The sequence below is a fragment of the Zhongshania marina genome, assembly GCF_002915595.1.
GTDB classification, from domain to species: Bacteria; Pseudomonadota; Gammaproteobacteria; order Pseudomonadales; family Spongiibacteraceae; genus Spongiibacter; species Spongiibacter marinus_B.
The window spans coordinates 49191-75410 of the sequence record NZ_PQGG01000030.1 but is presented as its reverse complement, the minus strand read 5'-3'; the positions used below and the strand labels follow the sequence as shown (position 1 = coordinate 75410).

Sequence of the window (26220 nt, the reverse complement as noted above, 5' to 3'; positions counted from 1 at the left end):
ATGTTGATGTGGTCTTGTTTGGCTGTAATAACCAACAAGGTATTCCGTAATTGATTGCTGAGCATCGGTAAAATTACGATAACCCAGCGCTGGAACCCACTCTGTTTTTAAGCTCCGAAAGAATCGCTCCATCGGCGCATTATCCCAGCAGTTACCCCGACGACTCATGCTTTGCTCGATTTGATAGCGCCACAAATGTTGACGAAATTTCCGGCTGGAATAATGGCTACCTTGATCCGAGTGAAACATAACTCCTTTGGGTCTTCCCCTCGCTTCAAAAGCCATACTCAATGCCTGGCCGGTAAGCACGCTATCGGGTGATAACGACATCGCCCAGCCTATTGGCTTGCGTGCATATAAATCTATCACCACTGCCAGATAAGCCCAGCGCTGTCCCGACCAAATATACGTTACGTCGCCGCACCAAACCTGATTCGGCTGACTAACTGCAAATTCTCGATCAAGCTTGTTCGGTACGGCAATATGCTCCTGATTAGCTTTCTTGTAGCGATGACTCGGTAATTGACAGCTGACTAGCTCCAGCTCTTTCATTAATCGCGTCGCGCGATACCGGCTGAGCTGAATACCTCTGTCGGTTACGATGGTTGCAATCGTTCTCGCACCGGCCGAGCCATTGCTATCCTTGTGCGCAGACCGAACCTCGCTGAGCAGCTTAATTCGCTTTAAGCTCGGCATGTTTGGCCGCTTAACCCAATACTTATAGCTGCTGCGATTAACCCCAAACACATCGCAAATTAACGCCACCGCGTGGCTCTCTTTGAGTTTCTCGATTAACGAGAATTGTTCAGGGAGTCTGACATCAAGAGAGCGGTAGCCTTTTTTAAGATTTCTTTTTCTTCCTCAACTCGCCGGAGTCGTTTCTCTAGTTCACGGATTCTTAGCTGATCGGGCGTCATCGGCGTCGCTTGCGGTGAAATACCGTTGCGCTCGGCCCGAAGCTGACGAACCCATTTGTCCATGGTGGATTTACCCACCCCCATCGCTTCTGCAGCATCTCGAATAGAACGCCCCTGATTAACAACTAGCTGGGCTGCTTCCAATCGAAATTCTGGGCTAAAAGTCGGTCTTGTACGGTTGCTCATTGATCACCTGTATCGTTATAGAGGTGATCATATCACCTCTAATCAGGTGGCCAAATTCACTATGCCACTACACATGCAGATCATAATATGGCATTACTATCAGCGAGAGAGTGAATCCGTTATTAAAAGGATGCTTAACCAGTGCCAGCCCTTAGTTAAATGGCAGGATTTTGAAAGCTCATTATATGTAATTAATCAGATTCCGTTCGATGAATACTCGGTAGTACCTTCTGAGGTGGAGTATCTTGGTATGGGTTTGATGAGGCCAGGATCTACCAAAGAATCGGCTAATTCATACCCTCGAAAATTGGTTTCACAGGTTAGTTCGGCCGGAGTGGTGGCTTTTGTCGCAATGACTGGCTGGCGGCGAGGTGAATATGGTTTTTCTTTGAATCGAGTTAATATAATTCAGAATAGGGATAAATTGGACGGGTATGCCTTCCCGAATAGATATCTGATTAACTGGGTTGTTCCAAAAACACACGGTAATAGTGAGGTAGATAGAGAAATTTCATTTTACAGCTACTCTATCTTATATAGAATTAACCAGATTCATGGTAGTGCTAGTGAGAGTCCTTGTCTTTTTAAGACAAAGGGAAGTGTGAAAAAATATATGGATTCTGGTCAATGCATTCGACGCGCGTTATGTGATCCATGGGAAAGCTTTGTTCGAAATTATCGAGGATTTAAAGATCTTGATGCTCTTGATAATTGGAAAATTATTTCTGCTAAAATAGAAAATTCTAAAGAATGCTTATCGGAAGAAGATAGTACTATTTATAGTAACTTACTCCGATTAAGATCTTCGGATGAGTGGGATAATTACCAAATTGATCCAAATCTTATTGAGGCTAGAGCGCGTGCAAGATCTGAATTAACTGCTGTCCTATTTTCTTCATATGGTAGGAATGATAGGCGAAAGAAGGATTGGCTAAAAAAATACAGGGATGGAGAGCTTCGCGAGGATTGGACGAAATTGCTGGATGAAAAGTTGCCGGGCAATGCAAAAGAGTGGATTTCAGGACTAAGTGATAAAGAATGTGTGGTCCCCTCGGTGGCGAAGAAAGTCAATTCATATATTTTGTCAGGCGTATCCTATCCGAACCCTCATGCATTAAGGCATATATGAGCTGAGGCAGTGTATAGGCGCTTTGATGGAGATGTTGGGTGGATGATACGTAGCGTTTTTTTTCATATTAATCCACGAATGTGGTTTGCATACGTGCGGAATAAAGATAATCGGACAGTTCATGAGAGCGCTAAACTTACGGCAGTTAGTGCATTAGTTCATAATTTTATAATGAAAGCAGGTCAAGGGTACTCTGGGCAGATAAGCATTTGGCTGCGTCGTTTGATGAGAAATACGAAGCTAATGACTTATGGCGAGCAAAAAGAATTCGCTAAAGAATTGGTAAAAAATGAAATTGAGGATATTAATGCTAATCCTTGGGGGTACTGTTTATTAAAAACTCGAACGAGAGAGCGGGCTAAATGCGCGACTGGGGGGGAGCCTCAAAGGCATAACGCAGCGCCAGATATCTGTTTGGGGTGTGCAAATAATTTGATGCAAGAAGATAATTCAGACTGGAACTTGCTGCATATTCAAGCTCATGTCGAAGCGCTACGAAATCCAGATGTGCCTAAATCATTTAAGCTGGCTTCGTACGACATTGTAAGTAAAGTTGCTAGGCATGTGCGCGCTATAAATCCAGCGCATGAGGCTCTTAACGAGATTGACGAGTTGATTAATAATTTTGAAAGGGTTCAATATAATGTTGAAGTATTTTAGCTCAAAAGAAGTTTCGGGACCTAAGCTTTTGGATATTGTGCTTCCGTCTTGGGTTTCGAAAGAAAACGCTAGTTATCGAGCATGGTTGTACGTTCAGGAATTAAAAATTAAAAAAATGCAGTATATTAAAAGTCATTATCTTGCTGCTGACTTTCAGAATAGTGGAAGTTATCAGATAAGAGGGGCAGAAATTGCCAAAGATTTGGGTATAAGTAGAAGTTCTTTGATGAACACCTCGAAATATTCCATTGATTTTAGGAATCATTTAGATGGAATTAACCTAGAGTTGGCGCAAGAAAAAGACAAGAAGGTTGCAAAGATAGGTGCCTCTCGATCTCGGGGTACTATTAGAAGTAGTAAAGGTGATCTTGTTTTAATTAATAATGAATTGAAGAAGAGACTGTCTGATTTAGAAAATAAAAAAGTTGCTGATTTAGTTACTTATGCTTTCGATCAATTGCCGTTGGACGTTAAGCGTAAAATGGGGTTGTGATGAATTGTCACTAATTAGATCGACGTATAAAGTCAAGGCGGAGAGCGATAGGGGTTGAAGTGCCTGTAAGTCGTCAGTCGATCTAGTGTGCGTCGACTGTGTTTTGTAAGGCTATAAAATATTAGGTTATTATTTTTGTGATTCATAGACATCCTTTCATTATTATAGGGTGTTATGGGCAGAGAAATTCAGCAGAGATTGCAGTGGGTTCGTCTCTATGAGAAATCAAGATATGCCGGCTTTGTTTGCGACGCTGCGGTATCAACGGGTGCCGACACCGTGCTCATAAACTAGCCTCCCACCCAACCAGCCGCCCACTGTAAGCGAGAGGAACCCCGTCGCGTCGATCCACAGTGAAGCAGTGTTAGGTGCGACAATCTGCAAATGATCCACGCGAAGTAGTAATCGCGTTGTAAATAAGGTGAGCGCTAGCAGCATGGCTGCCATGTGCCAGTAGGCATCTTGCATGGGCGCCCCCTCAGGAGCTCGTGACAGCTCCAGGAGACCGGTCAGTATGGTGGGCACCGCAATTCCGCATCCTGTGGCTAGTAAACCTGCAGACCAGCGCCATGCGGGTTCGCCAAAGTACAAACTGGCAAAATCGGTCGCTACGGCTAGCGACCAGCAAGCGATTGGGAAATGAATTAGCGCCGAGTGTAATGGATGCCGCACGAGCTTATAGTACCAAGCTCAGTAGTATGAGAAAGCCGGCGACTGCGACACCGGCATGAACCAAAACTACTGCCTTTGGTGGGATTTGCTGGCGCAGGTGAAAAGATGCCAAGAAAAATCCGCCCAAAGCTGCGACTAGTAACATGGCAAACGCGATAAGTATTTGCTGGGACGCGGATCCTTGTATCACGATCACAATCAACAGCACTAATCCGGTGGCGCCCAGTAGCGCATGTACGAGGGACAGTGCCCATGGGGCAAATTTATCGCGCAGCACGCTTACTGCGAGGACTAAGCCGCCTACGGCGGCAACACCAAATGCGATCAAAGCGTAGCTCAACATATTCAGTTCCTTTTATTCATCGTGATAGGCAGCTGCTCATGCGCAGCCTCAATGCCATATTTTCAGTGCAGGCTGGCCAATTTCACATCTTTCATCCCCAAGGCCTGAGCTACGTCGTACATAGCCTGGTTAAGAATCTTATGAGTCGTCAGATCCGCTTCATAACCCGCGCTCTCATTGATATCCACCATCACTTGTTGGTGTATCTTGTCCGACACGGCCTTATCGAAAAGATATCCGCTCCAGAAGGTGCCATCCGGTGTGGTACCCGCGCCGACTAAGGTCTTTGCCAGTTCGACACCTGTAAGTAGAGCAGTTTCTGGCAAAGCGATACCGGCTTGGGTGAGGTGTTTTAGACTGAGCGTAATGGCTAAATCCATCCCGCCTAAAAAGGTCTTAAGATCTGCTTCGCCATACTGGTTGGTCAATTTTGTAACTTCTGCATTGACGGTATCCTCGCCAAGCATGGATACCAATGCTTTCGCAAAGCTGAATTTGCCGCTACCACCGCCAGCTTCTACTAATGCCGCAGTTACGGTCAAGGCAGGTGCTCCTTGGTAGGATGCACCGCCAAACATGTTGATTGCTGCCGAATGTTGAGACGTATTGGATTGATGGTATCCATCATTCGTGCTGTCTGTAGTAAAACCTGAGAGCGCGATGACTAATGATCCAGCAAAGACCATGGTAAATATGCCAGCAAACGGGCGTTGAGGGTGGAGCGAATATGTGGCTTGAATTTGAGTTGTCATGAAATTTCTCCCAGATAAATTGTGGTTACAACATAGATCTAACTATTCTGACTATTAGATGATACGTCTATCTGCGGCGTTCCCAGTTTGTAGGAAAGAGTGCCTGGTAAGATTCACGGCGGCGATGGATTTGCTCGACAAAAAAGGTCTAATTACTCCAGAAAATGCAGTTGTAGTTTCTGTGAGTAATCCTGACGAGCGAGGGCTTAGCGCATACTGCTCGGCCACATGCCACGTCCAACCACCGTGACGGGGAAATGCCCATGCGCGCTGGAAATACTGATTGGTCTGTTTTTTAGTAGCGACGCGAGCCGCTCATCCAGTTGCATAGGAACCGCTCGAGTTTGTCGTGCGCGTTGGCGCCATCGGGGTACCAGTCATAAATGCGTAGGTAGGCAAGACTGGATAGCTTGATGTCTAGATCTGGTTAGAGAATACCTATATTCCTGCCTACGGCGTGGAAGGTGGCATAACTGGTGCTGCAGCATGTTGTGGTAGTCATTTGAAGATCGGCTATTGGCAGGAAGCTTAATGACGAATTAAGTTGGCAAAATACGCCGCGAGATTTTCAACGTCCGTATCGGTCAGCGGTTTTATCATGCTATTCATTATAGGATTACTACGAGAGCCATCCCGGAATGCGCGCAACTGGATTTGTAGGTACTGCTCTTTCTGCTCGGCCAAGTTCGGCCAAGCAGGATAGTCGCTGATACCTGTCGCTCCGTGGCAAGCAGCACAGCTAGTAGCTTTCTGCTTGTCTGTATTCAAGTCGGCAGCCTGAGCGGATAGTGTGAAGGCTAATAATCCGGCAAAGATTAAAAAGCGGTTCATAGGATAAACCCCCTTGATAGCGCCTGCGCCTACTGCCTATGGGCTGCACTCATACTATCTGATGCTCGCAACTGTACTCACGTTTCCGGGTATGGGTGGATCAATGGGGCTACGGGGTAGCGATCTTAGCCGCGAGTCGATCTAATACCCCAGCGACGATGCGGTCACAACGATTACCGGCGAAACCGAAAGCTTCTTCGTAGTTGCTATCAATTTCTCGCGCTAGTGCTTCGCGCATTTGGCCACGGGCACGGAAGTAGCGACTCCGCACCGTAGCTTCGGGAATGCTAAGACAAGTAGCGGTTTCTTCGACTGTCATTTCTTCCAGTGCGCGAAGTACAAACACCGAGCGAAATGCTTCAGGGAGTTTGTCGATATTGCGTTCGATCAGGCGGCGAATGTCAGCGCTCTGAGCCTCAGTCTCAGGGGAGGAAGCGGCATTGTGTTGCATTTGAGAATCCTCTTGCGCTTCAGTGGCGAGCATTTCGCCGCCATAGGTGGGGGCAATTTCCGCGCGACGCTTGTGTTTACGGGCGCGCGCTAACGCTTTGTTAATTGTAATGCGAGTTAACCATGTTGAGAGTTTGGCATCACCGCGATATTTTTCTATAGTGTGGAAGACTTGCAGGTAGGTATCCTGGACCGTTTCCTCAGCTTCTTCTTCGTTTTTGAGGATGCTGCGTGCGACTCGATACAGCAATTGATTGTGCCTACGCATCAGCAGCTCCAATGCTACGGTGTCGGCTGCGGCGATGCGCTGAGCCAGTGAAATATCACTCAAGTCGGTGTGTGCCTTTTGAGCACCAGCTGGCAATGTGGGCATATGATCTTTCCAGATTTGAGGTATGTAGCTATCTGATGCCACTTTGGCGGAAAACGTTCCTGCTTCTGCTTAGCTTTAGCATGTCTTTTGCTCGATGGTGGCAGCGGCGCGTGGGCTATCCCAGTCGAGTACTAAGCAATTTAAGGGATTAAAAGATGAATCATGTTGGTGGTGGGGGTATCGATCATGTCTGCAATCGAGTATCCGTCTAGGTGCTCAAGATATTTGTCCTGGGCAGATTTGAGCGTCCGTTTTAGTCGGCAGGTTTTTAATATTAGGCAGTCCTGCCCGACACAGTCTAGTGGCTCCAGTGTCTTCTCCATTAACTCCAGAACCTCTCGAAGCGTGATTTCCTCAGGCGTTTTTGCGAGCGAAATACCGCCTTGTTTGCCGCGAATAGAATGCGCATAACCATTTGCTACCAAGGTGCTAACCACTTTCATTAAGTGACTTTTGGGCATGTCAAATCGATCGGCGACATCTTGAATGGTCGTTGATTCTGTAGGCATTGATGCTAGGTAAATCAATGTTCGAAAGGCAAAATCGGTGTGTTTGGTTAGTTGCATATTTCTTTTATTCCCAATAGCAGATTGACCGTAACTCACTCATGCATTACAGTAAATATTCATATAAAATGAATCTTTAAGGGGCTCAGCCAACATGCTTTCAGAATCGACCATAAATATCGTCAAATCCACTGTGCCTGCACTGCAGGAAAACGGTCTTAGCATTACCGAAAAATTCTATGAGATACTGTTTGAAGCAGCTCCTGATCTAAAGCATGTATTCAACATGTCTAACCAACGGAATGCCTCTCAATCTCGTGCCTTGGCAGATGCAGTGCTGGCTTATGCGAACAACATTGACAATATTGAGGTGTTGGTACCTGCTGTCAAGCGCATTGCTAATAAACACTCCAGTATAGGTGTTGAGGCACATCATTACCCTCTAGTGGGAGCAAGTTTACTCAAGGCCATTCAGCAGGTACTTTCATTGCCCGACAACCATCCTGCACTAGAAGCGTGGGGAGAAGCCTACGGAGTACTTGCGAGCATATTCATTGGCGCTGAATCTGAGCTATACACAGCGAGCGAGCAGGCAGCAGGCGGTTGGCGTGGGTTCAGGGCCTTCAACATCATTGACATCAAGGTTGAAACGCCCGAAGTGAAATCATTTATCCTTAAGCCTACCGACAATGCGCCAGTGCTGAATTTTTCAGGCGGCCAGTACGTTGGTTTGAAAATACTTGGTAACGCCACAGGTTACGACCAGATCAGACAGTACTCGCTTTCAAATTGGTCCACTTCGACTGACAGTTATCGTCTGACCGTGAAGAAGGAGCCAGAAGGCACTATATCTAATGGCTTGCATGATTATGCTATCGGTGATTCCGTCTTATTGAGTCCGCCATTTGGCGAATTTACCTTAAATAGTGATGCCCAGCAGCATGTATTTATCTCGGGTGGTGTGGGTATTACCCCTCTATTCTCTATGTTGCAACAGGCTGTTGCGAGCGGCATGGACAAAACAAATCTGTTGTTCGTTGAATGTTGTCGTGGCAGGGAGCATCAGATATTTAAGGAAGAACTCAAGCAATTAGCCAATGCCGGTGCCACCGCGTTGAAACAAGTTTTTGAGTATGGGGATGGCGGAGACTTTTCGGGACGGCTAACGCCAGCAGTTTTAAATAGCTGGCTCATTGATAAATCTGCACAAGTCTATTTTTGCGGTCCTTTGCCCTTTATGTCTGAGCTGAAAAGGCAGCTTAATAGTATCGGATTTGCGGACGAACAATTGCATTATGAAGTCTTCGGCCCGACCACAAGCTTATAGATGGAAAGCGCCACCAAACATTTTCTTCGAGGGCGGTGGTTTTTTGTCGCCCTTATTGTCGGAACCATCCTGAACCTAATCAATAACTATGATTATGTGCTTTTGGCCGACTGGCATAAAGTAGATGCTACCAAATTGGCGTTAACCTATGTTGTTCCGTATCTAGTATCGAGTATTTCCGCTTGGTATTCACGCTAAAGCACAACGCAGCTAGCTTGGCGGATGGGTTGTTCGCTGTTTAGGAACGCTGAAAATTGATAAATGGGCGCACTAGGCTCATTGAGAAATTATGCACTTTTAATGCGCAATTCAAGTTCTGGATTAGAAACTATTTGGTAAAATGGATTTTGATGTTTTCTTCGAAATGAGTTTGTGGAGAATAATTTCATGAAATTAACCCACTATTTCTGATTAATATCTATGATGTTTTGAATGTTAATCATACATAGTTAGATACACTGAATTTTTGTGCGATGATAATAGCGCTAAGATTAATGAATGGCCCGAATTTTTTAATCATTGAATTTAATGTTTGAAAAATTATATTGATATTAAAAACATGAATTTTGTGGTTTTGATTTGAAAAAGTTAAAAGTCATGAAAAATTGTATATAATCATTAACATCATACGTGCTTAGTCGTGGCTAATAATAGCTTTCTGAATGCTTCTTTGAATGGCTGTTTGCTTTTGAAAAATACCTTAGCTATGCCCTTGACAATTAATGTAGTGGTGGGATACTGATTTCCTATGGATATATTAATATTTCAAAGTTATTTTCTCTTTCAGGCGGCCCAGTCTGTGGTCGGCTGTGTCCGACATGTTACCGGCGTTTAAGCTAAGTACGTCTTAAACGCCTCATAATTCAACTATAACTAATTCTAAATTTCTCGCGAGAGATCAATCTCGTGGGTGTTTTCTGCTGCGGGTGAAATATGCCTATAAATAACGCCGATGATATCGTTGTTAAAAAAAGCGATTACAAGCGGATCTCTCAATTGATAATAACTTCGTCACTTGATATTCGAGATTGCTTAGAAAATGAAATGGCTAGAGCGACAGTATATGACGATGACGTTTACCCAGAAGATGCTGTTTGTTTGAATTCGATTGTCGATTTTGTTGATGTAACAACAGAAGTTAAGGGCCGGGTAATGATAGTTTTACCTGTCGACGCTAACGTTAAGGAGATGAAGGTATCTGTACTTTCTCCCTTAGGGGTCGCGCTAATAGGTTTAAGAAAAAATGCAACAATAAATTGGATAATGCCAGGATCTAGAGTCGCCGAAATAAAGGTGGTTGACGTATCACATCCGAATGTTCATGTAGGCGCTTAGCGGTTTACGTTGACTTATATATGGCTGTAGTCAATCTTGGTGTTATTGGTAGTCGGTTTGAATTACTTTTTTATGAAAGAAAATGTATTTATTGTTGTCTGAGGTGGGTGGGTAAATATGATATTTAATAAGGGCCAAGAGGTGCTTAAAGAGGCGGTGAGGCAATTTTCTCGAGAGCGGTTGTTGCCTTTATATCAGAAGCGCGAACGCGATGGCCAAATAGAGTGCGAATTACTAATGGAGATGGCCGAGCTGGGAATGTTGGGTGTCGATGTGCCAGTTGAATTTGGCGGGCTTGGCGCTGATGCAGTTACTATGGGATTGGTAATTGAAGAATTGGCTTATGGTGACTGTAATGTCGCTGCAATTGTTCTGGTAATGTCATTGTGTAGCGAAATCATTGCTCGTATTGCGACACCCGAGCTTGCGTCTCATTGGCTAGCAAGGGTTCCTTGCGGCCGCGCCATCTTTGCGCTGTCTATTGCCGAGCACCATTGTGGATCCGACGCTGGCGCTCTGCAGTTGAAAGCGTGTCGTGACGGAGATTTCTATGTTCTGAACGGTGAAAAGGCATCGATGACTTATTGCGACAGTGCTGATGCGTTTATTGTTTTTGGTCGAACGGGAAAACCAGAAGATGGCGCATATGGTGTGACCGCGTTCTTAGTACCATCGATTACGCCCGGTATTAGTATGACGTTGTTTGACGACCTTGGTGGTCGGTGTTCGGGACGAGGCTCAGTTTTTTTTGATGATGTTCGGGTGCCTATTGATCACCGTCTTGGCGATGAAAATGAAGGGTTTTTGCAGGTAATGGCATGCTTTGATTACAGTCGTGCTCTTGTTGCTTTGCAATGTTTGGCTGCGGCGCAAGCATCAATTGATGAAGCGTGGGCGTATGCCAAAGAGCGCGAAGCGTTTGGCGGTCCAATCGTTCGTTTTCAAGGTGTTAGCTTTCCATTGGTTGAAGGTGAAACCCAGATCGCCGCTGCACGTCAATTGTCTTATCACGCTCTGGCACTTCGAGATTCAGGGAGGCCGCATACTGTAGAGGCGGCGATGGTTAAGTCAATGGCGTCGAAGACAGCGTTTGATGTGATTCACCAATGTGCCTTAACTCTAGGTCACTATGGTTGGTCTATGGATGCGCCGCATCAACAGCGTATGCGAGATGTGATGGGGCTAGAGATTGCTGATGGTACAGCTGGGGTTATGAAGATGATTGTCGCGCGCGCGCGTGCCGGAAGAGCTGCTACCGAGGAAATACGTTCTGCAACAACAGGCTAAAAATCTGCGCTTACGTGTATGCATATTGCTATTTTTAGTGGAATTAGTTGGAAGGTAAACACTATATTTAATGATCATAAAATACAATGATTGCGGATGCTGTACTCACTATAATGTAACAGCGCATTTAATGTGGAGGCTAGGTTTCATGTAGTAGATCGGTAGCAGCTACGATACTCACGCTGGTGCCTAGATTGGAAATATTTTAACCAAGAGGGGTATAATGCGCCTCCCTGATTTCCTAGATATCGAGTAGCCCGATGACTAAACCAAGGCCTACGTCTATCCCCGTTTCACCATCAATGCCTGCATTGTCCCTAGATAACCAAGTCCAATCTGCCGCGATGTCAGGGCGCAGATTACTTTGGGTGTGTTTTCTTGCGCTGGGTCTGGGCTTGCTTGCTGCGCCGGTGGCCAAGTTATTAATTGATTTAATTCACTTCTTCGCGCAGTTGTTTTTCTACGGCCGCATTTCTACTCGAGAGATTTCACCTGCAGGCCACCATCTGGGGGCTTGGGTCATACTTATTCCTGTGCTGGGTGGACTTATTATTGGTGTGATGGCGCGCTGGGTTCGTTACTTGGGCAGCTGGTGCATATTACCGCGCTTGAACGAAAAGTGTTGTTGGCTGCGGGCGCGGCAGCGGGAATGGCAGCGGTGTTTTCAGCGCCCTTATCGGCGGTCTTGTTAGCGGTAGAGTTATTACTATTTGAATTTCATAGCCGGTCATTATTGCCAGTCATTATTGCCACCGTTGCCGCAACGAGTAGTCGCTTTTTACTACTTGGATCTGAGCCCGTATTCGCTATGTTTACAGTCGTGGTACCAAGCACGGCGGCGATACTTTTTTATGTTTTATTGGGTGTGCTCCTTGGTGGCGCTAGTGTGGTGGTAACACGGGGGCTTTACTGGATTGAAGACGGGTTTGAGCGTCTACCCTTGCATTGGATGTGGTGGCCGGCACTGGGTGGGCTCGCTGTTGGCTTAGTTGGTTATTGGGTGTCGCAGACTATGGGCGTTGGCTATGACCTGATTTCAGACATTATTAATGGAAACTTGGCGTTATCAGCCTTGGCGCTCTTGGGGTTTGCTAAGTGGCTATCTTGGTCTATTGCGCTTGGTAGTGGTACTTCTGGTGGTACATTGGCGCCGCTATTTATTATTGGCGGTTCACTGGGCGGAGGTTTGGCTATATGGCTGGTAGGTGTTTTTCCTCAGTGGGGGGTAAGCCCTGAATTGGCGGGATTAGTCGGGATGGCAGCGATGTTCGCTGGCTCCTCAAGAGCCCTGCTTACAGCCATTGTTTTTGCGCTGGAAGTTACACATCAGCCGAATAGCTTGCTGCCGCTGCTGGGCGGTTGTGGCCTTGCCTATTTAACCTCGTCGCTGTTTATGCGGACGACAATTATGACGGAAAAAATTAGCCGTCGTGGTGTCACTGTGCCGGATCAATATTCGGCCGATCCATTAGATCAAGTGAATGTCGCAAGTGTATATAGCCAAGACGTTGTATCGCTTCGGGACGAGCAACGGGTGGCGGAAGTTCGAGATTGGCTTTCAGGTAATATGGCGTCTACGCACCACCAGGGCTTTCCGGTGATCGATGCTCATGGGTATTTACAAGGTGTCGTGACACGTCGAGATATTTGGCGACTGGATATTCTTGGTGATGCGTTGGTAGCTGACTTGATTCGACGGCCGCCGATCGTTATTGCTGCGGGTAGCACTTTGCGGCAAGCGGCGGATCAGATGGTAAGAATGGGGGTTGGACGACTTGTCGTTGTCGTACCAAGTGCCTCCAATGTGGTAAGGGGAGTCATCACGCGGAGTGACATTATCAAAGCTCATTCTCGATCGGTTTCGTCAAAAGAAGATCGGTCTCGTCATATTCGTTGGCCTGATAGTCGAGAAAAATCTTAATCATTCTTTTCGAGAATCGGTAAGAAAGATGAAGACAATGGTGGCCCCGTAAAAATTGTAAATATTGCTTTACAATTTTCCAGTGACGTTACATGCGAATTACATCTCTATCAGTACCGCAGCATCATGAAAGTATCTCTAATAAGGGTGTAGGCTATTGATTAAACAGTGTCAGAGGAGCAACTTACGCACATCTGCCAATGTGGTGCTTAAGTCTGTTAAAAATTTTCCAGCTTCCGCACCGTTGATTAGTTTGTGGTTATAGCTAAGACATAGTGGGAGTATTGTTCGTGGCTGGAAGCATTGGCCGTTCCACATAGGCTTGATATTGAACTGAGAAATACCAAGAATGGCAGGTTCTGGGAAATTAATGATGGAGGTGAATCCGTTACCACCATATTTCCCTAAATTAAAAATAGTGAAACAGCTGCCATCTATATCATCCTGTGTTAGTGGTTGATTTTGGGATTTAAGTGTGAGTTGTGTCAATTCTTCTGCTAATTTAAAAATGGATTTTTGGTCTACCTCTCTGAGTACGGGGACAATTAATCCGCCTGCTGTATTTACGATGACACCAATATTAATGAATTTTTTATAAATTATTTTTTCATTATCCGAGCTAAGTGACGCGGTAAATTTAGTGTTTTGTTTTATAGCTGATGCCGTTGCCATAAGGATAAATGGCGTCAATGTTAATTTAATATTACGGCGTGTAGCTTCCTTATGAAGAGAGTGTCGAAAATTCTCTAAATCGCTAATGTCTACTTCGTTGAACTGCGTGACATGAGGTGTGCTATACCAGTGTTGGTGGTGTGTGGATGCGGTTATTTTATCTTTCTCGCTGAGTGAAAATACATCTATTAATCCAAATTTTGAAAAATCAATATCTGGTGTCGCCAATAGGTTAGGGGCGATATTTTGTATGCTGTTGCCGGAAATAATTTTTCTTACATAAGTGTGTATGTCTTTTTTAATAATACGATTTCTAGGGCCGCTGGAGTCTATTTCTTTCAAATCAATACCGAGCTCTCTCGCAAGTTTTCGAACTGCAGGCCCTGCGTATATCTCGGTGGTACTATTATTGGCATCGATCGGCATAGGCTTGTCAGAGAGCGGGCCGCAAAGGTCATTAGATGGTGGTACGGCTGGACTATTAAATTCACTGTTGGATCGTATTTGGTCATCAGCCGCATCATCTTTTATGCATTTATTTTCAGTAGACGGTGGCTGATTAGCTACCTTTATGTCTGCAATAATATTGCCTTTTTGGATACTGTCTCCAATTTTGACTTTGAGTTCCTGGATTACGCCGCTTAATGGTGAGGGTATTTCCATTGAGGCTTTATCAGACTCTAAGACAATGAGAGGATCACCTTCGGTGACACTGTCGCCAGCCATAACACAGATCTCAATGACTTCGGCGGCCTGATCATTGCCTAGGTCTGGTGTTTCAATTGTTTGAGTAGCCATCCTGAGATCCTTTTGTGTAGGCCTATTTATAAAGTGGGTTTAAACCGTTAGTTTCAATTTCCATGTTTATGATGGCTTGGTTTACTTCAGTCGCCGTAATTACTCCGTCGTCGCTTAGAGACTTTAAGGCAGCCGCGACGATGTGTTTGCGATCGACTTCAAAATGCTCACGTAATTTTTGGCGAGTGTCAGAGCGTCCATATCCATCAGTGCCAAGTACCACGTAACGGCAATTAATGTAGGGTCGTAATTGTTCTCCGTAGGCTTTAATGTAATCAGTGGCACATATTACTGGTGCATTTATTTGGTTTAATTGCTGGCTAGCAAAAGAAGTCTTGGGGGATTCTAACGGATGAAGCCTATTCCAACGTTCGCAATCCATACCGTCACGTTGCAATTGATTAATACTGGTTGCACTCCATACGTTCGCGTCTACATTGTAATTTTCTTTGAGAATCTCAGCGGCTGCTTCAATTTCTCGTAAAATGGCACCACTGCCTAGTAATTGAACTTTTAATTTGGATGTCTCGTCGGTCATGCCCTGTATCTTATACAAGCCTTTAATGATGTTGGCTTCGCAGCCGGTTGGCATTACTGGGTGGGGGTAGTTTTCATTCATTACGGTTATATAGTAGAAAATGTTTTCTTTGTTGTGATACATGCGTTTAATGCCATCTTGGATAATCACGGCTACCTCGTATGAGTAGGTCGGATCATAAGATACGCAATTTGGGATCATATTCGCTAGCAGATGACTATGGCCATCTTGGTGTTGCAAGCCTTCTCCGTTCAAGGTGGTGCGTCCGGATGTGCCACCGATGAGGAATCCCCTAGCTTGAGAGTCACCGGCAGCCCAGCAGAGATCCATCACTCGTTGAAATCCAAACATAGAATAAAATATGTAAAATGGAATTAATGGCATTTTATGGTTGGCATAAGATGTTCCCACCGCAAGCCAAGCAGAGAAGGCGCCAGCTTCAGTAATGCCTTCCTCTAGTATTTGACCTTCTTTTGATTCTTTGTAATACATGATCTGTCCGGCATCCTGCGGAGTGTAACGCTGACCTTGTGATGAATAGATTCCAAGTTGTCGGAACATGCCTTCCATGCCGAAAGTGCGCGCCTCATCCGGCACGATAGGTACGATTTTGCTGCCTATATTTTTGTCTTTTATTAGCGTAGATAAAACACGAACAAAGGCCATTGTTGAGGATATTTCTCTAGTCCCCGTACCTGTAAGCTGGCTTTCAAATTTAGTGAGATCCGGAACCGTTAAAGAATCATAATCCGATACTCTTGCTGGTAAATAACCGCCTAGTTTTTGGCGTTGGGCATGCATATACTGGATTTCAGGGCTGTCATTTGGCGGTCGGTAATATGGGACATTAACAAGATCTTCATCGCTAATCGGTATATCGAAGCGATCCCTGAAACGTTTCATTTCATCCATGTCTAAACTTTTTACTGAGTGGGCTTCGTTTTGTGCCTCTCCGCCACTACTACCCAGACCGTAGCCCTTTACCGTCATAGCTAGTATTACGGTTGGCTTGTCCTTCGTCTCGATCGCGTTTGCGTATGCGGCGTATACTTTATATGGGTCATGACCGCCACGATTAAGATACATGATTTCATCGTCAGAGAGGTCTTTGACTAATTCAAGTAATTCAGGGTATTTGCCGAAAAAATGTTCCCTAGTGTAGGCTCCACCGTTGGCTTTGTAATTCTGTAATTCGCCGTCAACCACTTCGTCCATACGGCGCAGGAGTAAGCCAGTGGTGTCTTTTTTCAATAACTGATCCCATAGTCGGCCCCATACTACTTTGATGACATTCCAACCCGCGCCGCGAAACACTCCTTCAAGTTCTTGTATTATTTTTCCATTGCCGCGTACTGGACCGTCTAGGCGCTGCAGATTACAGTTGACGACGAATATGAGGTTGTTGAGCTTTTCGCGACCCGCTAATGAAATCGCACCTAAAGATTCAGGTTCATCACATTCTCCGTCCCCTAAAAAGCACCAAACCTTGCGATTATTTTGGTCTATTAATCCGCGGCTGTGTTGATATTGCATAACATGCGCTTGATAAATTGCTTGGATAGGACCGAGACCCATACTCACGGTAGGGAACTGCCAATAGTCAGGCATCAACCAAGGATGGGGGTATGAAGAAAGGCCGTTACCGTCGACTTCTAAACGAAAGTTTTCCAGTTGCTCCTCGGTTAGGCGACCCTCTAAAAAAGAGCGGGCATAGATTCCGGGGGAGCTGTGTCCTTGAAAGTAAACTAAATCACCAAGATGACCTGACCCACGGCCATGGAAAAAATAATTAAAGCCTATGTCATATAAGGTAGCTGAGGAGGAAAAAGTTGTTATATGACCACCGATTCCGGAATTTTTGGTGTTTGCCCTAACTACCATGGCGAGCGCGTTCCAGCGAATTAGCGAACGAATACGGCGTTCCATAAAAAGGTCGCCTGGCATTAATTTTTCCTGATGGGGCGCAATAGTATTATGAAAGGGGGTAGTAACTGCATTTTGCAGTGGAATCCCTGATGATGTCGCCTTATCAATGAGGTGAGAAACAAGAAAGTGCGCTCGTTCTTGACCATTAAACTGGATAACGGAATCTAAAGCGTCAAGCCACTCCTTTGTTTCGTGAGGATCACTGTCGAGAAGCATGATGGGTGGATCTCCCTTTAAGGAATTGCGTAATATAAGTTTTGTGTGAATAAAAATTTAAATGTGGAGTACGGTGTAAGTAGGTTTTCTTCGCTGCAATTTAAGAAAATTACTGTTCTCCAGTTTTTGAGATAATCTCTAGGGATATCATTTAGGGCTATTTCAGCGCCAATTTGGCTTCTGTAACCAGTGTGTCGACTCTTTGTTTCACACTAGTTACTTTCGCTATCTGACCACACGATTGACCGGAATAAAGCGCCATATCATCGATGGCACCTATAGCATCAGTTAGCGGAGAGTCTGTGGAACAGAGATGTATGGATTGATTGTCTTGATAGCCAATTACAATAGGATGATCTTGTTTGCTCGAGTCTATACGCTCCCCTCGAGTGATAGCGTTTGCAAGTACTCTTACTGGAGCAGGTTCATGCCAATTGCGGTGAAACTGAGTGGTGTAAACGGTATCGTTGGCATTTGCTTTGATGATCCGCTGCTTGTGATGCTCATGGGCATTAGCCTCAGTAGTCGCTAAAAAAGCAGTACCTAAACTTACACCTTGGGCGCCAAGAGTTAGTGCTGCGGCGATTGATTTACCATTGCCTATGCCACCAGCGGCTACAACCGGTATAGGACTTATTGGAAGTAATTCTGCTAAGAGGGGGAGACTGCTGACTTTGCCGCGTACATGTCCTCCGGCTTCTTGCCCTTGTGCTATGAGGACGTCAACTCCTGCATCTAATGCGGCTTCAGCGTCCTCGAGATTACCGACTTGATGGATAATTTTACATCCTTCAAACTTTAATTGGTGAATCAGTTTTTTATCGATATCCCAGAATAATGCTATAAATGGAACATTTAGTTCTATGCATAAACTTACTTGTGCTTTAAGCAGGCTGGCATCTGTTGCCGCAGGAATGAGATTGACTGCAAAGGGAGTAATACATTGCTGTTTGAGTGCGGCTATTTCGAAGCGCATGCGCTCGCAAGGTTCGCGTACCATGCCAAGTACTGGAAATCCGCCGGCGTTAGCAACGGCGCTTGCGAGGCGGTGCCTAGCTACGCCTCCCATTCCCGCAAGCATAATAGGAAATTGACAGCCTAGTAAGTCACAAAGTGGGGTATGTAGAGGCGAGGTAGTTTTTACCATTGCCACACCTGGTCGGCGTGTTCGTAAAGTACTGGTAAATTATGTCGTGCTATCGTTTGTACGCCTTGGATAATAGATTGTCGTTGTAAGCCGCGTTCGATAAAGTCTTCCTCAATAATAAATACGGGCACACCACTATCGATTAATTGATTGATGTCCTTTGGTAAATCAGCGGGTTGGCTTTGATGCCATTTCCCTAGAGTGAGAGAAGGCTGAGCAGTTTTTAGAACCGCGTAATTTGTGCCGTGCCCAGCCAGTAATACTGTGAGTTCGCCACCTACACTACGCATGGATCGAGTAAGCCAAAGTATTGTGTCGTCCTGTTCTTCTGTTGTTGTGCGAAAGGCTTGGTCAATAACTTGTAGTACTTTCATTCGGCCTACCTCGTTCCTATTGTTAGGGTGTTTAGTGATTCACTAGCATATCGCCAAAGGTCTGGAGGACCTCCTCGGTTGCACCCTTCAATAACATCGGTGACGCCTCTTTCGTCGACGCAAAGTCCGCAGTTAATCCACTCAAACTTCAAATTATTGCTAGCTGCTTTATGTTGTAGGCTAGATATCCAATCTTTGCTCAAAGGGTGGTCTTCTTCTTCGGCGTTTCTGCCATGAATCGAATTACCATGGGCCTTTTGTAAGGAAAGTGACAAAGATACAGCACCTTCGTATGCAAACACTCTTATATTCGCACCTTTATCAAGTGCAGCATCCAGAAGGCGGAAGAATGTTACCGTTCTCTCACTTTCAAAGGGTGGATCCATGAACGCAAATGTTAATGTTTGTTCATTAGTACTTTTCATAGTTTCTCCTAGTTCCAAATAACTTTGTGACCAGCAAGTAGAGCGTCGATGGCATGCTCTAATGTTCCAACATAAATATTATTTTTAAGTTCGTTATTAGATATTTCTCTTTGTTGTAAAGAAAATTTGTCAGCGATGACGACGACAGTTGAATTCAAAAGGGCATCAAATTCTTTTGAGATAGCCTTCTGTCTAGCAGGCATTACACCGTTTTGAACAAGTAGTACGGTGACGGTGTTACCGGCGAGCAGTAGATCTTGAGCAAGTCGATACTGATTGCTTGTGCTTGTTTCCGTGAAAGGATCTTGGCTTTGGATGAATAGGTAATTAGACATTGGGAGTTCCTAGGTTGACGGATGTGCATTGAGAATCTAGCAAGTTTTGGCGAACTAAAAAATCGCCAAAGTGCTCGTTGGTCAAACGTTCATTACTGTAGTGTTCGAGTAATGGGCTAAGTAAGATGGAGAAGGTTTCCTCATCAATATTACTAGCGTAAAGAGTCGCTAAACGATCGCCATGAAAACTGCCACCTAAATAGAGATTGTATAATCCAGGTGCTCGGCCAGTAAGGGCGATTTCACCTAAATAGGGGCGGGCGCAGCCATTGGGGCAACCAGTAAGTCGTATTGTGATAGGAATGTCGTTTACACCGTGACGTGCCTTTAAACGCTCGAATAGATCTAATAATCTTGGCATGTAGCGCTCCGCTTCGGCCATGGCTAAGCCGCAGGTGGGTAATGCTACACAGCTTATAAGATGATTAGCTTGATGATGTGGTGTTAATCGCCATAGTAGATCGAGGTCGTCTAGGCGTGATTGTATTTGACTCTTTTCGTAATCGGCAATGTGGGTAAGTTGCAAATTTTGATTGGTGGTAAGCCTAATGCGTCCGCCGTAAAACTGAAAAAATCCAGATAACTGATCACGAAGTGCGCCATCAATTCGGCCATTTTCGATATATATAGTCGTATGCCAAAGACCATCATCAGCCTGATGCCAGCCTAATTTGTCTCCATTTTGTTCAAATTTGAATGGGCGTGGTAAGCCCAAGGTCTCGCCAAAACGCGCAGTTAGCTCATTGTTAAACCAATCTAATCCCAGTCGGTCTAGGGTGTATTTGAAGCGCGCACGGTGTCTGTCTATCCGATCACCAAAGTCTCGCTGTATGGTCATTATCGTCTCGGCAAGCCGTGGTGCTTTATCGGCCTCAATAAACCCGATTAGATCGGCTAGTCTAGGATAGCTGTCGGTCCTTGCATCTAATTGTCCCATACCGCCACCTACGCAAACGTTGAAACCAGTAAGTGCACCGTTTTCTATTATGGCAATGTAACCAACGTCTTGGCCGTATACATCTATGTCATTGATGGGAGGTATAGCGTAGCCTACCTTAAATTTTCGGGGCAAATATAAATCACCGTAAATAGGTTCTTCGTTATCGGTTTTAACTGTGGGTTTTTGGTACCATATCTCAGAGTATGCGCCGGTTTTTGGAATGAGGCGGTTGCTTGTCTCTTTAGCAAGTTCGCTAACTTGCTTATTTAGTGCGGATAGGCACGGATTTGCTCCACAAACAACGCCACGATTATCATCGCCACATGCAGCAATAGTATCTAAGCCTAGATTATGAATTCCTTGCATGAGTGCTCGCAATTTCCGCTTTCGAATGCCATGAAACTGTATTGTTTGACGTGTTGTAATACGTATTCCTCGTTCAGCAAATCGCCTTGATAAAATATCGAGTCCATGCCATTGATCTTTGGTAAGTACGCCCCCGGGTATACGAAGGCGAACCATGAATTGATAAAGTTTTTCTAAGTACCTTTGACGGCGTTCATTTCGTAAATCTCGATCATCTTGTTGATAGACGCCATGGAATTTCATTAAAAGATGGTCGTCCCCAGGAACTGCGCCGGTAATGGGGTTATCTAATCCATTTGAGATGTTTCCACGTAGATGTCGACTAGTCGCTTTTAATTTTTCATTTTCATGAAGATTATCTATTGGTTGACTGGGTAATTTAGTATTTAGATACATAATTAATTCCTAGTATAGGTTGCGATGGATACGCTTACTTTTAGAAAGAGACGTCCACTTTCCTTCGCCTAAACAAAAATCGTAATGTCGTTTTAATTGGGACTCGCAGTGCTCTAAAGTGGCTCTATTTCCGCAAAAGTAGAGGTGTGCTCCTTTGTCGATCCACGACATGAGTCGTTGCTCATTTTTGAGAGCGATTGAATGCAGTGTGGCTTCGCAGCTATCGTCGTAAAATACAGTGTCTATGTGGGTGATAACGCTATTGATGTGAGCTCGTTGAATATCAATCTGATAAAGAAAGTCTTCTTCAAAGTGTTGTTCTTTAAATAGCAGCCAACATTGAGGTGCTTGTTCCAGAGTTGATAATTTTTGAATAAAGGCTCGGTAGGGTGCGATACCTGTGCCTTCGGCAAAGAAAATTACAGGGGTGGTTTTGTCCTTTGGTAAGTGGAACCGAGCATTTTGGTGGGGGTAAAGTGTAATGCTATCACCGGGCTGTAATTCAAGCAGGAATCGTGACGCAATACCTTCCTCTCTGCGTTTTCCAAATGGATATCTATACATTTTGACAGTAAGGTGAATCTCATCATCGATTGCTGAAAGCGAATTAGCTACGTCATATAGCCGCGGCTGTAATGGGCGCAATGTATTAATTAGGGATTGTGGGTCTGGATGGGCGGGCCACTTAATTATCAGATCTGACACTTGTATTGTGCGTAAATAACGGCGTTGATCTGGTTTTGCGCTGTTTGCAATGGTAGTTAGTTCCGCATCGTTCGTTAAATTAGACCAATATTCTAAAAGTGCTAAGCTCGGGATGGTTAGATCGCGGTGCTCCCTTAATGCTTCAACTAGTTGAAGAGCATGACCATCTAGTGTCACCGGGTGCTCACCGGAGAGACCGGTCGCATCTAATAATGCCGCTACAAGTTCGGGTGGATTGGCAACATAAACGCCTACTGCATCCCCTGGTTCGACAGAGATGGTATTGGAGCCGATCGCTAGCTCAAGGTGGTGAATGGGTTCGTTTCTACTTTTGCTGCTAAGATTCAAATTTGATAGTACTTCAAGAGTGAAGGGATTACTTATACTGCATTCGGTAGACTCGATCGGTATGCTTAAATGTAGTTTATCGCTAGAGTTCTTTGAACTTCTGGGAAGTAACGTCAGTAGTGATGCCATCCATTTTTTTGCAGATTCTTCATAGTCAACATCACAATCTTGTCGTGGTAAAAAGCGGTGAGCACCTAGCTCCTCTAAGCGCTGATCAATTTGTATACCGGTAGCGCAGAATTTCTCATAGCTGCTATCGCCTAAAGCTAGTACAGAAAATTTGATATTATTAAGTTTAGGTGCTTCGTTGCTGAATAGTGCTTCATAAAAAGGTGTTATCGGCTCAGGGGGGGCGCCATCACCGTGAGTTGAAGTGATGACTAAAAAATGATCTCGTTTGTTTAATGCTCGGGGTTTGATGTCTGAAAGGTCGGAAACATCTACATTGACTCCAGACTTGCGACATAAGTCGCCGAATAGGTAGGCAAGTTGCTTGCAATTATTAGTCTCGGTGCCAAATGCAATTAGCGGAATGTTTAGATCGGTACTGTTTTCAGTCGCTGTTGATTCTATTGCAGTGGCTGCAAGGTAGCCGCTTAGCCACAATGATTGTTTGCCATCTAGTTCATTGAGTAAGCTGTGTAGTTCGCGCCACTGCTGTTTTGAAAATATATGGTTAGGTGCTTGCATTGAAAGTACTGCTTTCAGATTATATTTCTGACAGTATGACAAGCAGATATTTTGATGAATAATGAAATATAATGTCAGTTTAATTGAAAAATATTGATAGAGACTTATGGATATTGAACTTGCACGGACTTTTCTTGAAATAGTTAAAACAGGTAGTTTCATTGCTGCAGGTGAACGTCTGCATGTTACTCAAACTACTGTTACTGCCCGGATCAGAAACCTTGAAGGGCAATTGGGTTGTAGATTGTTTGTTCGTAATCGAGCGGGAGCAAAGGTTACTAATGATGGTGAGCGATTTATTTCCCATGCGAGCCAATTGGTTCAAGTGTGGGAAGTGGCTCGTAGAGAGCTTCCTCTCCCAAAGGGAGCAGATACGATCTTAACTTTGGGTGGGGAGGCGAGCCTTTGGAATCCTCTGCTATTGGAATGGCTGCATGAATTGAGAATTAATAAAGGCGATGTAGGTGTTCGAATAGAGGTGGCGGAGCGCTCGAGTCTTCATGAAAAAATCGAGCGTGGCGTGTTAGATGCCGCGCTTGTTCATCAACCGGATTACTGGCCAGGTATCCAGGCAGAGCAAGTATTAGAAGAAAAGTTAATCAAAGTGAAGTCGGTAAAGAGTGCAGATCCGTATATATATGTAGATTGGGGTGAGCATTTCTGTCGCCAGCATGATGCCGCTCTTCCAGAGCTGTGCCGTAGCGATTTATATGTAGATTATGGCCCTCTAGCTTTGGAACATTTAGCTTGTCACGGCGGCAGCGGGTACTTTAGGAGCCGAGTGGTTAAGCCATATATTGATAGCGGTCTTGTTGAGCGCATGGATGGCGTACCGGAATTCAGCTATCCGATATATGTTATATATTCTCGCGGTAATGCATCTAAATTGATGGGTATTGCATTAGAGGCACTAAGTTGTGCTGTAGAAGTTGCGGGGCATGGAGAGTTCTAGGTAGTAATAGTTGTCCTCTAATAATAAAAGAAGAAAAGATACGCTACATCGAGCATGGGGTTTGCAATATGGTGTAGAAGGTTGGATTTCTTATAAGTGTAAATGAGCCCTCTCACATGATGACACGACTGGTAAATAGATGGTTATGACTGCAATTTCCCTGACTATATTTAATGTGGGAAGTGTACAATTTGATTCAAGAGGGCTGTATTTGATCAAAGTGTGCACTTCCCGCAGGGCTTAGAGTTCAATAAGTTTCGACTTTAAGTTGATATTGATTCCATGGTTTATTAGTAAGCTGCTGTGTGACGATCCTTTGGCAGCCCGCCTTCTTCGGCCATTTTTTGCCATAGCCGATTCCTCGCCGCGCTAGGAATCATAGTGTATTGGAGCATTCTCATGAGCGTCCAGTTGGCTGTGGGTTCTTTGTCTTTTGCGCCGAATAAGTAATGTAGAAGTTTCATGTAGAAAACGCACTCAATCATCATGATTGCTGCCGCACCCCAGCGAGCCCATTCAGGCAGTCCTGAGTTGTGCGCAAGAATATGTATCCACCCTACCGTGAAATAGGTCATGGCCATGCCATAAGGGGCTGCCAATAATATTAGCAGTTGTTTCCAGCCGGTGAGGCGGGGCACAGCATAAGCCAAAATGCATCCAACCGTTACAAATGAGGCGCTATTGATAAATGCCCACCAGTAAGGGAACCCAAATAGCGTGAATGGTTGAATACCATAATATTCATACACGTTAAGATTAATCCCTATAGTCTCCATAATGGCGTCTAAAATGCCGCCCATTGCTAAGAGTAATACAAAATGCTTAAAGGTAGCGCCATTACGAATAACAAAATAGCAGAAGTAAGATTGCAAGCCGAGAAAGGCGACATAGCATAGAGGAATAAGTAGTGGGACTGTGATCCCAAAGTTTGTATAAACAGGGATGAGGTCGTCCGCCCAGTGCAGGTGGCCCAGCATATCGAGCATCGCTTCTTCTAGCGAGCAAATTAAGCCGCTTAACATCACTAATAGTGGGATGTAGTTTTTTTTCGCTGCGGCTTTCAATGCCCATGGTAACGCGAAAATTACAACTGCAGCCCCGCATACAAAGAAAAATATCCATTCATTGGCAGCCCCTGCTTCAAAGCCTGCAGGCAGGGGCTTGACGTTGGGGGGGAGCCCAGGAGGAATACCGTATTGTGATAAATTAGACATAGTAAATGTTCTCCAATATTTTATGGTGGTTTTGAGGCGGCAGCGCCTTGGTAGTCGGATTGCCGTTATATAGGAAAGCAAGATGTACCTATATAACGATCGTTATACTTTGCGCCCCGGACAAAGTCAACTGATGATGCTCGGGTCGATGTGCGATTGAATTTTCGATATATACGGTCAATGATTCAGGTGTCAACATTTTAATATCAACGATAATGATATTAAATTTAGTAATTTTTCATTTACTTTAATCATGAAAAAAGTATTAAGGTGGATAAATTCTGGTATATAGAGGTATTCCCGTGGATGCGGAAATGATACTTCTTATGCTAATTGTCACTCTATATGGATCTAAGATGATTAAGAAGTATAAGCGAGGTGAAACCGTTAAGAACAAGTTGCCTGCATTGCCTGACATAGAAATAGAATACATTTTAACATCGTATCTATATTGGGAGTCTAAATGGATTATTGCATTTGTTGACCACGATAAAAGAATGCGACTCATTGCAGAGCAAGAAATAGCACTAAAACTGAAAAGCGTATTCTATATGCTTTTTAGATGCTTTGACTGCGATACTAGCGTTGATAAATGGCTTATTTTAAATGATATTTGGTTAGAAATAGTTGAGCATATTAAATTAGTTGTAGCTGCCGACCAAGAAGGCCTTGATAGTATTGTAAAACGTATATCTAAATTAGTTAATAGTTTAGTTTGTAAAGGAGGATATGTTTACTTGCAGGCAGGATATAAAAGAAATGTTGGGTTTTCAGTATATCAGTACTTAAGTAATCAGAAGTTGAGAATTCAATGTGTGATAAATGATTCTCTGGATGACGAGGCTCAACTTAGAATGACTTATAGTAACCAGCTCCACCAATTATCCGTGTTAATTAATGAATGTTTATGTTTCCAAAAAAGTTTTGAGGAGGCAATAATGGACGCTTGATGCAATAGGCTACATAGGGGGATATGCGATGAAAAACAGTGGTCGC

At 44.5% G+C, this 26220-nt stretch carries 27 protein-coding genes; 11 read left to right on the top strand and 16 right to left on the bottom strand.

Features of this window, described 5'->3' with window-relative positions:
- Positions 1–1103, bottom strand: a protein-coding gene (locus tag C0068_RS13025) for an IS3 family transposase (RefSeq protein WP_434061417.1) whose coding sequence is annotated in 2 segments (ribosomal slippage) — positions 1–851 and positions 851–1103 — 1104 coding nt annotated over the 2 segments. Because the reading frame shifts where the segments join, the coding sequence is not laid out codon by codon here. This gene is flagged as partial in the annotation.
- A gap of 61 nt (positions 1104–1164) precedes the next feature.
- Between C0068_RS13025 and C0068_RS13020 the strand changes: the two genes are divergently transcribed.
- The 3 genes from C0068_RS13020 (at position 1165) to C0068_RS13010 (ending at position 3385) form a co-directional block, all read left to right on the top strand.
- The gene (locus C0068_RS13020; RefSeq protein ID WP_103684911.1) at positions 1165–2232 is read left to right on the top strand and encodes a hypothetical protein; all 1068 of its coding nucleotides are present in this window, start codon (positions 1165–1167) and stop codon (positions 2230–2232) included.
- Positions 2233–2325: 93 nt separating this feature from the next.
- Positions 2326–2892 (top strand): hypothetical protein, encoded by a 567-nt coding sequence (locus C0068_RS13015; RefSeq protein WP_146047898.1) that lies wholly within the window; start codon positions 2326–2328, stop codon positions 2890–2892.
- The gene (locus C0068_RS13010) at positions 2876–3385 is read left to right on the top strand and encodes a hypothetical protein (protein ID WP_103684909.1); all 510 of its coding nucleotides are present in this window, start codon (positions 2876–2878) and stop codon (positions 3383–3385) included. The genes C0068_RS13015 and C0068_RS13010 overlap by 17 nt, the downstream gene beginning before the upstream one ends.
- A 261-nt stretch (positions 3386–3646) precedes the next feature.
- On the opposite strand, the gene C0068_RS19825 is transcribed toward C0068_RS13010, so the two are convergent.
- From C0068_RS19825 to C0068_RS12980, 6 genes are all read right to left on the bottom strand, one after another.
- Positions 3647–4057, bottom strand: coding sequence for a DUF2231 domain-containing protein (locus C0068_RS19825; RefSeq protein ID WP_103684908.1), 411 nt, complete (start codon positions 4055–4057; stop codon positions 3647–3649).
- Between the two features lie 4 nt (positions 4058–4061).
- Positions 4062–4400, bottom strand: a complete 339-nt coding sequence (locus tag C0068_RS13000; RefSeq protein ID WP_103684907.1) for a hypothetical protein — start codon at positions 4398–4400, stop codon at positions 4062–4064.
- Between the two features lie 62 nt (positions 4401–4462).
- Complete coding sequence (locus C0068_RS12995; RefSeq protein WP_103684906.1) at positions 4463–5152, bottom strand: hypothetical protein; 690 nt, start codon at positions 5150–5152, stop codon at positions 4463–4465.
- A gap of 528 nt (positions 5153–5680) precedes the next feature.
- Positions 5681–5983 carry a c-type cytochrome gene (locus C0068_RS12990; protein WP_103684905.1) on the bottom strand — a complete coding sequence of 101 codons (303 nt, stop codon included), beginning with the start codon at positions 5981–5983 and terminating at the stop codon, positions 5681–5683.
- Positions 5984–6092: 109 nt separating this feature from the next.
- Positions 6093–6806, bottom strand: a complete 714-nt coding sequence (locus C0068_RS12985; protein ID WP_103684904.1) for an RNA polymerase sigma factor — start codon at positions 6804–6806, stop codon at positions 6093–6095.
- Between the two features lie 140 nt (positions 6807–6946).
- On the bottom strand, positions 6947–7372 hold the full coding sequence (locus C0068_RS12980; RefSeq protein ID WP_103684903.1) for an RrF2 family transcriptional regulator: 426 nt from the start codon (positions 7370–7372) through the stop codon (positions 6947–6949).
- A 94-nt stretch (positions 7373–7466) separates the two neighbouring features.
- Here C0068_RS12980 and hmpA point away from each other — a divergent pair, with 94 nt between their 5' ends.
- The 6 genes from hmpA (at position 7467) to C0068_RS12955 (ending at position 13182) form a co-directional block, all read left to right on the top strand.
- Positions 7467–8639, top strand: a complete 1173-nt coding sequence (gene hmpA, locus C0068_RS12975) for an NO-inducible flavohemoprotein (RefSeq protein ID WP_103684902.1) — start codon at positions 7467–7469, stop codon at positions 8637–8639.
- Positions 8640–8837, top strand: coding sequence for a nitrate/nitrite transporter NrtS (gene nrtS / locus C0068_RS19875; RefSeq protein WP_103684901.1), 198 nt, complete (start codon positions 8640–8642; stop codon positions 8835–8837).
- Between the two features lie 735 nt (positions 8838–9572).
- Positions 9573–9974, top strand: coding sequence for a GreA/GreB family elongation factor (locus C0068_RS12965; protein ID WP_103684900.1), 402 nt, complete (start codon positions 9573–9575; stop codon positions 9972–9974).
- A 117-nt stretch (positions 9975–10091) separates the two neighbouring features.
- Positions 10092–11261 (top strand): acyl-CoA dehydrogenase family protein, encoded by a 1170-nt coding sequence (locus C0068_RS12960; protein ID WP_103684899.1) that lies wholly within the window; start codon positions 10092–10094, stop codon positions 11259–11261.
- 260 nt (positions 11262–11521) lie between these two features.
- Positions 11522–11953, top strand: coding sequence for a hypothetical protein (locus C0068_RS19570; RefSeq protein ID WP_199176172.1), 432 nt, complete (start codon positions 11522–11524; stop codon positions 11951–11953).
- Positions 11854–13182: a chloride channel protein gene (locus C0068_RS12955; RefSeq protein ID WP_199176171.1), complete on the top strand. Its 1329-nt coding sequence runs from the start codon at positions 11854–11856 to the stop codon at positions 13180–13182. The genes C0068_RS19570 and C0068_RS12955 overlap by 100 nt, the downstream gene beginning before the upstream one ends.
- A gap of 171 nt (positions 13183–13353) precedes the next feature.
- Here C0068_RS12955 and C0068_RS12950 read toward each other — a convergent pair whose 3' ends face one another.
- The 8 genes from C0068_RS12950 to C0068_RS12915 all read right to left on the bottom strand — a co-directional run bounded on the left by C0068_RS12950 (position 13354) and on the right by C0068_RS12915 (position 23058).
- Positions 13354–14652 carry a 2-oxo acid dehydrogenase subunit E2 gene (locus C0068_RS12950; protein ID WP_103684898.1) on the bottom strand — a complete coding sequence of 433 codons (1299 nt, stop codon included), beginning with the start codon at positions 14650–14652 and terminating at the stop codon, positions 13354–13356.
- A gap of 22 nt (positions 14653–14674) precedes the next feature.
- On the bottom strand, positions 14675–17332 hold the full coding sequence (gene aceE / locus C0068_RS12945; RefSeq protein WP_103684897.1) for a pyruvate dehydrogenase (acetyl-transferring), homodimeric type: 2658 nt from the start codon (positions 17330–17332) through the stop codon (positions 14675–14677).
- A gap of 157 nt (positions 17333–17489) precedes the next feature.
- Positions 17490–18479: an NAD(P)H-dependent flavin oxidoreductase gene (locus tag C0068_RS12940; protein ID WP_103684896.1), complete on the bottom strand. Its 990-nt coding sequence runs from the start codon at positions 18477–18479 to the stop codon at positions 17490–17492.
- Complete coding sequence (locus C0068_RS12935; RefSeq protein ID WP_103684895.1) at positions 18473–18853, bottom strand: hypothetical protein; 381 nt, start codon at positions 18851–18853, stop codon at positions 18473–18475. Before C0068_RS12935 ends, C0068_RS12940 begins: the two co-directional genes overlap by 7 nt.
- A gap of 5 nt (positions 18854–18858) precedes the next feature.
- Complete coding sequence (locus C0068_RS12930; protein ID WP_103684894.1) at positions 18859–19278, bottom strand: DsrE/DsrF/TusD sulfur relay family protein; 420 nt, start codon at positions 19276–19278, stop codon at positions 18859–18861.
- Between the two features lie 8 nt (positions 19279–19286).
- A complete protein-coding gene (locus tag C0068_RS12925; protein WP_103684893.1) occupies positions 19287–19613 on the bottom strand; it encodes a DsrE family protein in 327 nt (108 codons plus the stop codon).
- A complete protein-coding gene (locus tag C0068_RS12920; protein ID WP_103684892.1) occupies positions 19606–21315 on the bottom strand; it encodes an NADPH-dependent assimilatory sulfite reductase hemoprotein subunit in 1710 nt (569 codons plus the stop codon). Before C0068_RS12920 ends, C0068_RS12925 begins: the two co-directional genes overlap by 8 nt.
- Positions 21316–21324: 9 nt before the next feature.
- Positions 21325–23058, bottom strand: a complete 1734-nt coding sequence (locus tag C0068_RS12915; RefSeq protein WP_103684891.1) for a diflavin oxidoreductase — start codon at positions 23056–23058, stop codon at positions 21325–21327.
- Positions 23059–23164: 106 nt separating this feature from the next.
- Between C0068_RS12915 and C0068_RS12910 the strand changes: the two genes are divergently transcribed.
- A complete protein-coding gene (locus tag C0068_RS12910; RefSeq protein WP_103684890.1) occupies positions 23165–24010 on the top strand; it encodes a LysR family transcriptional regulator in 846 nt (281 codons plus the stop codon).
- A gap of 290 nt (positions 24011–24300) precedes the next feature.
- Here C0068_RS12910 and C0068_RS12905 read toward each other — a convergent pair whose 3' ends face one another.
- Positions 24301–25224: a hypothetical protein gene (locus C0068_RS12905; protein WP_103684889.1), complete on the bottom strand. Its 924-nt coding sequence runs from the start codon at positions 25222–25224 to the stop codon at positions 24301–24303.
- A gap of 356 nt (positions 25225–25580) precedes the next feature.
- On the opposite strand from C0068_RS12905, the gene C0068_RS12900 reads away from it, so the two are divergent.
- A complete protein-coding gene (locus C0068_RS12900; RefSeq protein WP_233208813.1) occupies positions 25581–26174 on the top strand; it encodes a hypothetical protein in 594 nt (197 codons plus the stop codon).
- Positions 26175–26220: the final 46 nt, after the last annotated feature.

Coding starts and splice junctions, on each gene's coding strand:
- hmpA (WP_103684902.1), top strand. CDS start 7,467: ATGCTTTCAGAATCGACCATAAATATCGTCAAATCCACTGTGCCTGCA.
- C0068_RS12920 (WP_103684892.1), bottom strand. CDS start 21,315: ATGTATCTAAATACTAAATTACCCAGTCAACCAATAGATAATCTTCAT.
- C0068_RS12935 (WP_103684895.1), bottom strand. CDS start 18,853: ATGAAAGTACTACAAGTTATTGACCAAGCCTTTCGCACAACAACAGAA.
- C0068_RS12915 (WP_103684891.1), bottom strand. CDS start 23,058: ATGCAAGCACCTAACCATATATTTTCAAAACAGCAGTGGCGCGAACTA.
- C0068_RS13020 (WP_103684911.1), top strand. CDS start 1,165: ATGCCACTACACATGCAGATCATAATATGGCATTACTATCAGCGAGAG.
- C0068_RS12950 (WP_103684898.1), bottom strand. CDS start 14,652: ATGGCTACTCAAACAATTGAAACACCAGACCTAGGCAATGATCAGGCC.
- C0068_RS12930 (WP_103684894.1), bottom strand. CDS start 19,278: ATGAAAAGTACTAATGAACAAACATTAACATTTGCGTTCATGGATCCA.
- C0068_RS12910 (WP_103684890.1), top strand. CDS start 23,165: ATGGATATTGAACTTGCACGGACTTTTCTTGAAATAGTTAAAACAGGT.
- C0068_RS12990 (WP_103684905.1), bottom strand. CDS start 5,983: ATGAACCGCTTTTTAATCTTTGCCGGATTATTAGCCTTCACACTATCC.
- nrtS (WP_103684901.1), top strand. CDS start 8,640: ATGGAAAGCGCCACCAAACATTTTCTTCGAGGGCGGTGGTTTTTTGTC.
- aceE (WP_103684897.1), bottom strand. CDS start 17,332: ATGCTTCTCGACAGTGATCCTCACGAAACAAAGGAGTGGCTTGACGCT.
- C0068_RS12940 (WP_103684896.1), bottom strand. CDS start 18,479: ATGGTAAAAACTACCTCGCCTCTACATACCCCACTTTGTGACTTACTA.
- C0068_RS12905 (WP_103684889.1), bottom strand. CDS start 25,224: ATGTCTAATTTATCACAATACGGTATTCCTCCTGGGCTCCCCCCCAAC.
- C0068_RS12965 (WP_103684900.1), top strand. CDS start 9,573: ATGCCTATAAATAACGCCGATGATATCGTTGTTAAAAAAAGCGATTAC.
- C0068_RS12900 (WP_233208813.1), top strand. CDS start 25,581: ATGATTAAGAAGTATAAGCGAGGTGAAACCGTTAAGAACAAGTTGCCT.
- C0068_RS13010 (WP_103684909.1), top strand. CDS start 2,876: ATGTTGAAGTATTTTAGCTCAAAAGAAGTTTCGGGACCTAAGCTTTTG.
- C0068_RS13000 (WP_103684907.1), bottom strand. CDS start 4,400: ATGTTGAGCTACGCTTTGATCGCATTTGGTGTTGCCGCCGTAGGCGGC.
- C0068_RS19570 (WP_199176172.1), top strand. CDS start 11,522: ATGACTAAACCAAGGCCTACGTCTATCCCCGTTTCACCATCAATGCCT.
- C0068_RS12925 (WP_103684893.1), bottom strand. CDS start 19,613: ATGTCTAATTACCTATTCATCCAAAGCCAAGATCCTTTCACGGAAACA.
- C0068_RS12985 (WP_103684904.1), bottom strand. CDS start 6,806: ATGCCCACATTGCCAGCTGGTGCTCAAAAGGCACACACCGACTTGAGT.
- C0068_RS12960 (WP_103684899.1), top strand. CDS start 10,092: ATGATATTTAATAAGGGCCAAGAGGTGCTTAAAGAGGCGGTGAGGCAA.
- C0068_RS12980 (WP_103684903.1), bottom strand. CDS start 7,372: ATGCAACTAACCAAACACACCGATTTTGCCTTTCGAACATTGATTTAC.
- C0068_RS12995 (WP_103684906.1), bottom strand. CDS start 5,152: ATGACAACTCAAATTCAAGCCACATATTCGCTCCACCCTCAACGCCCG.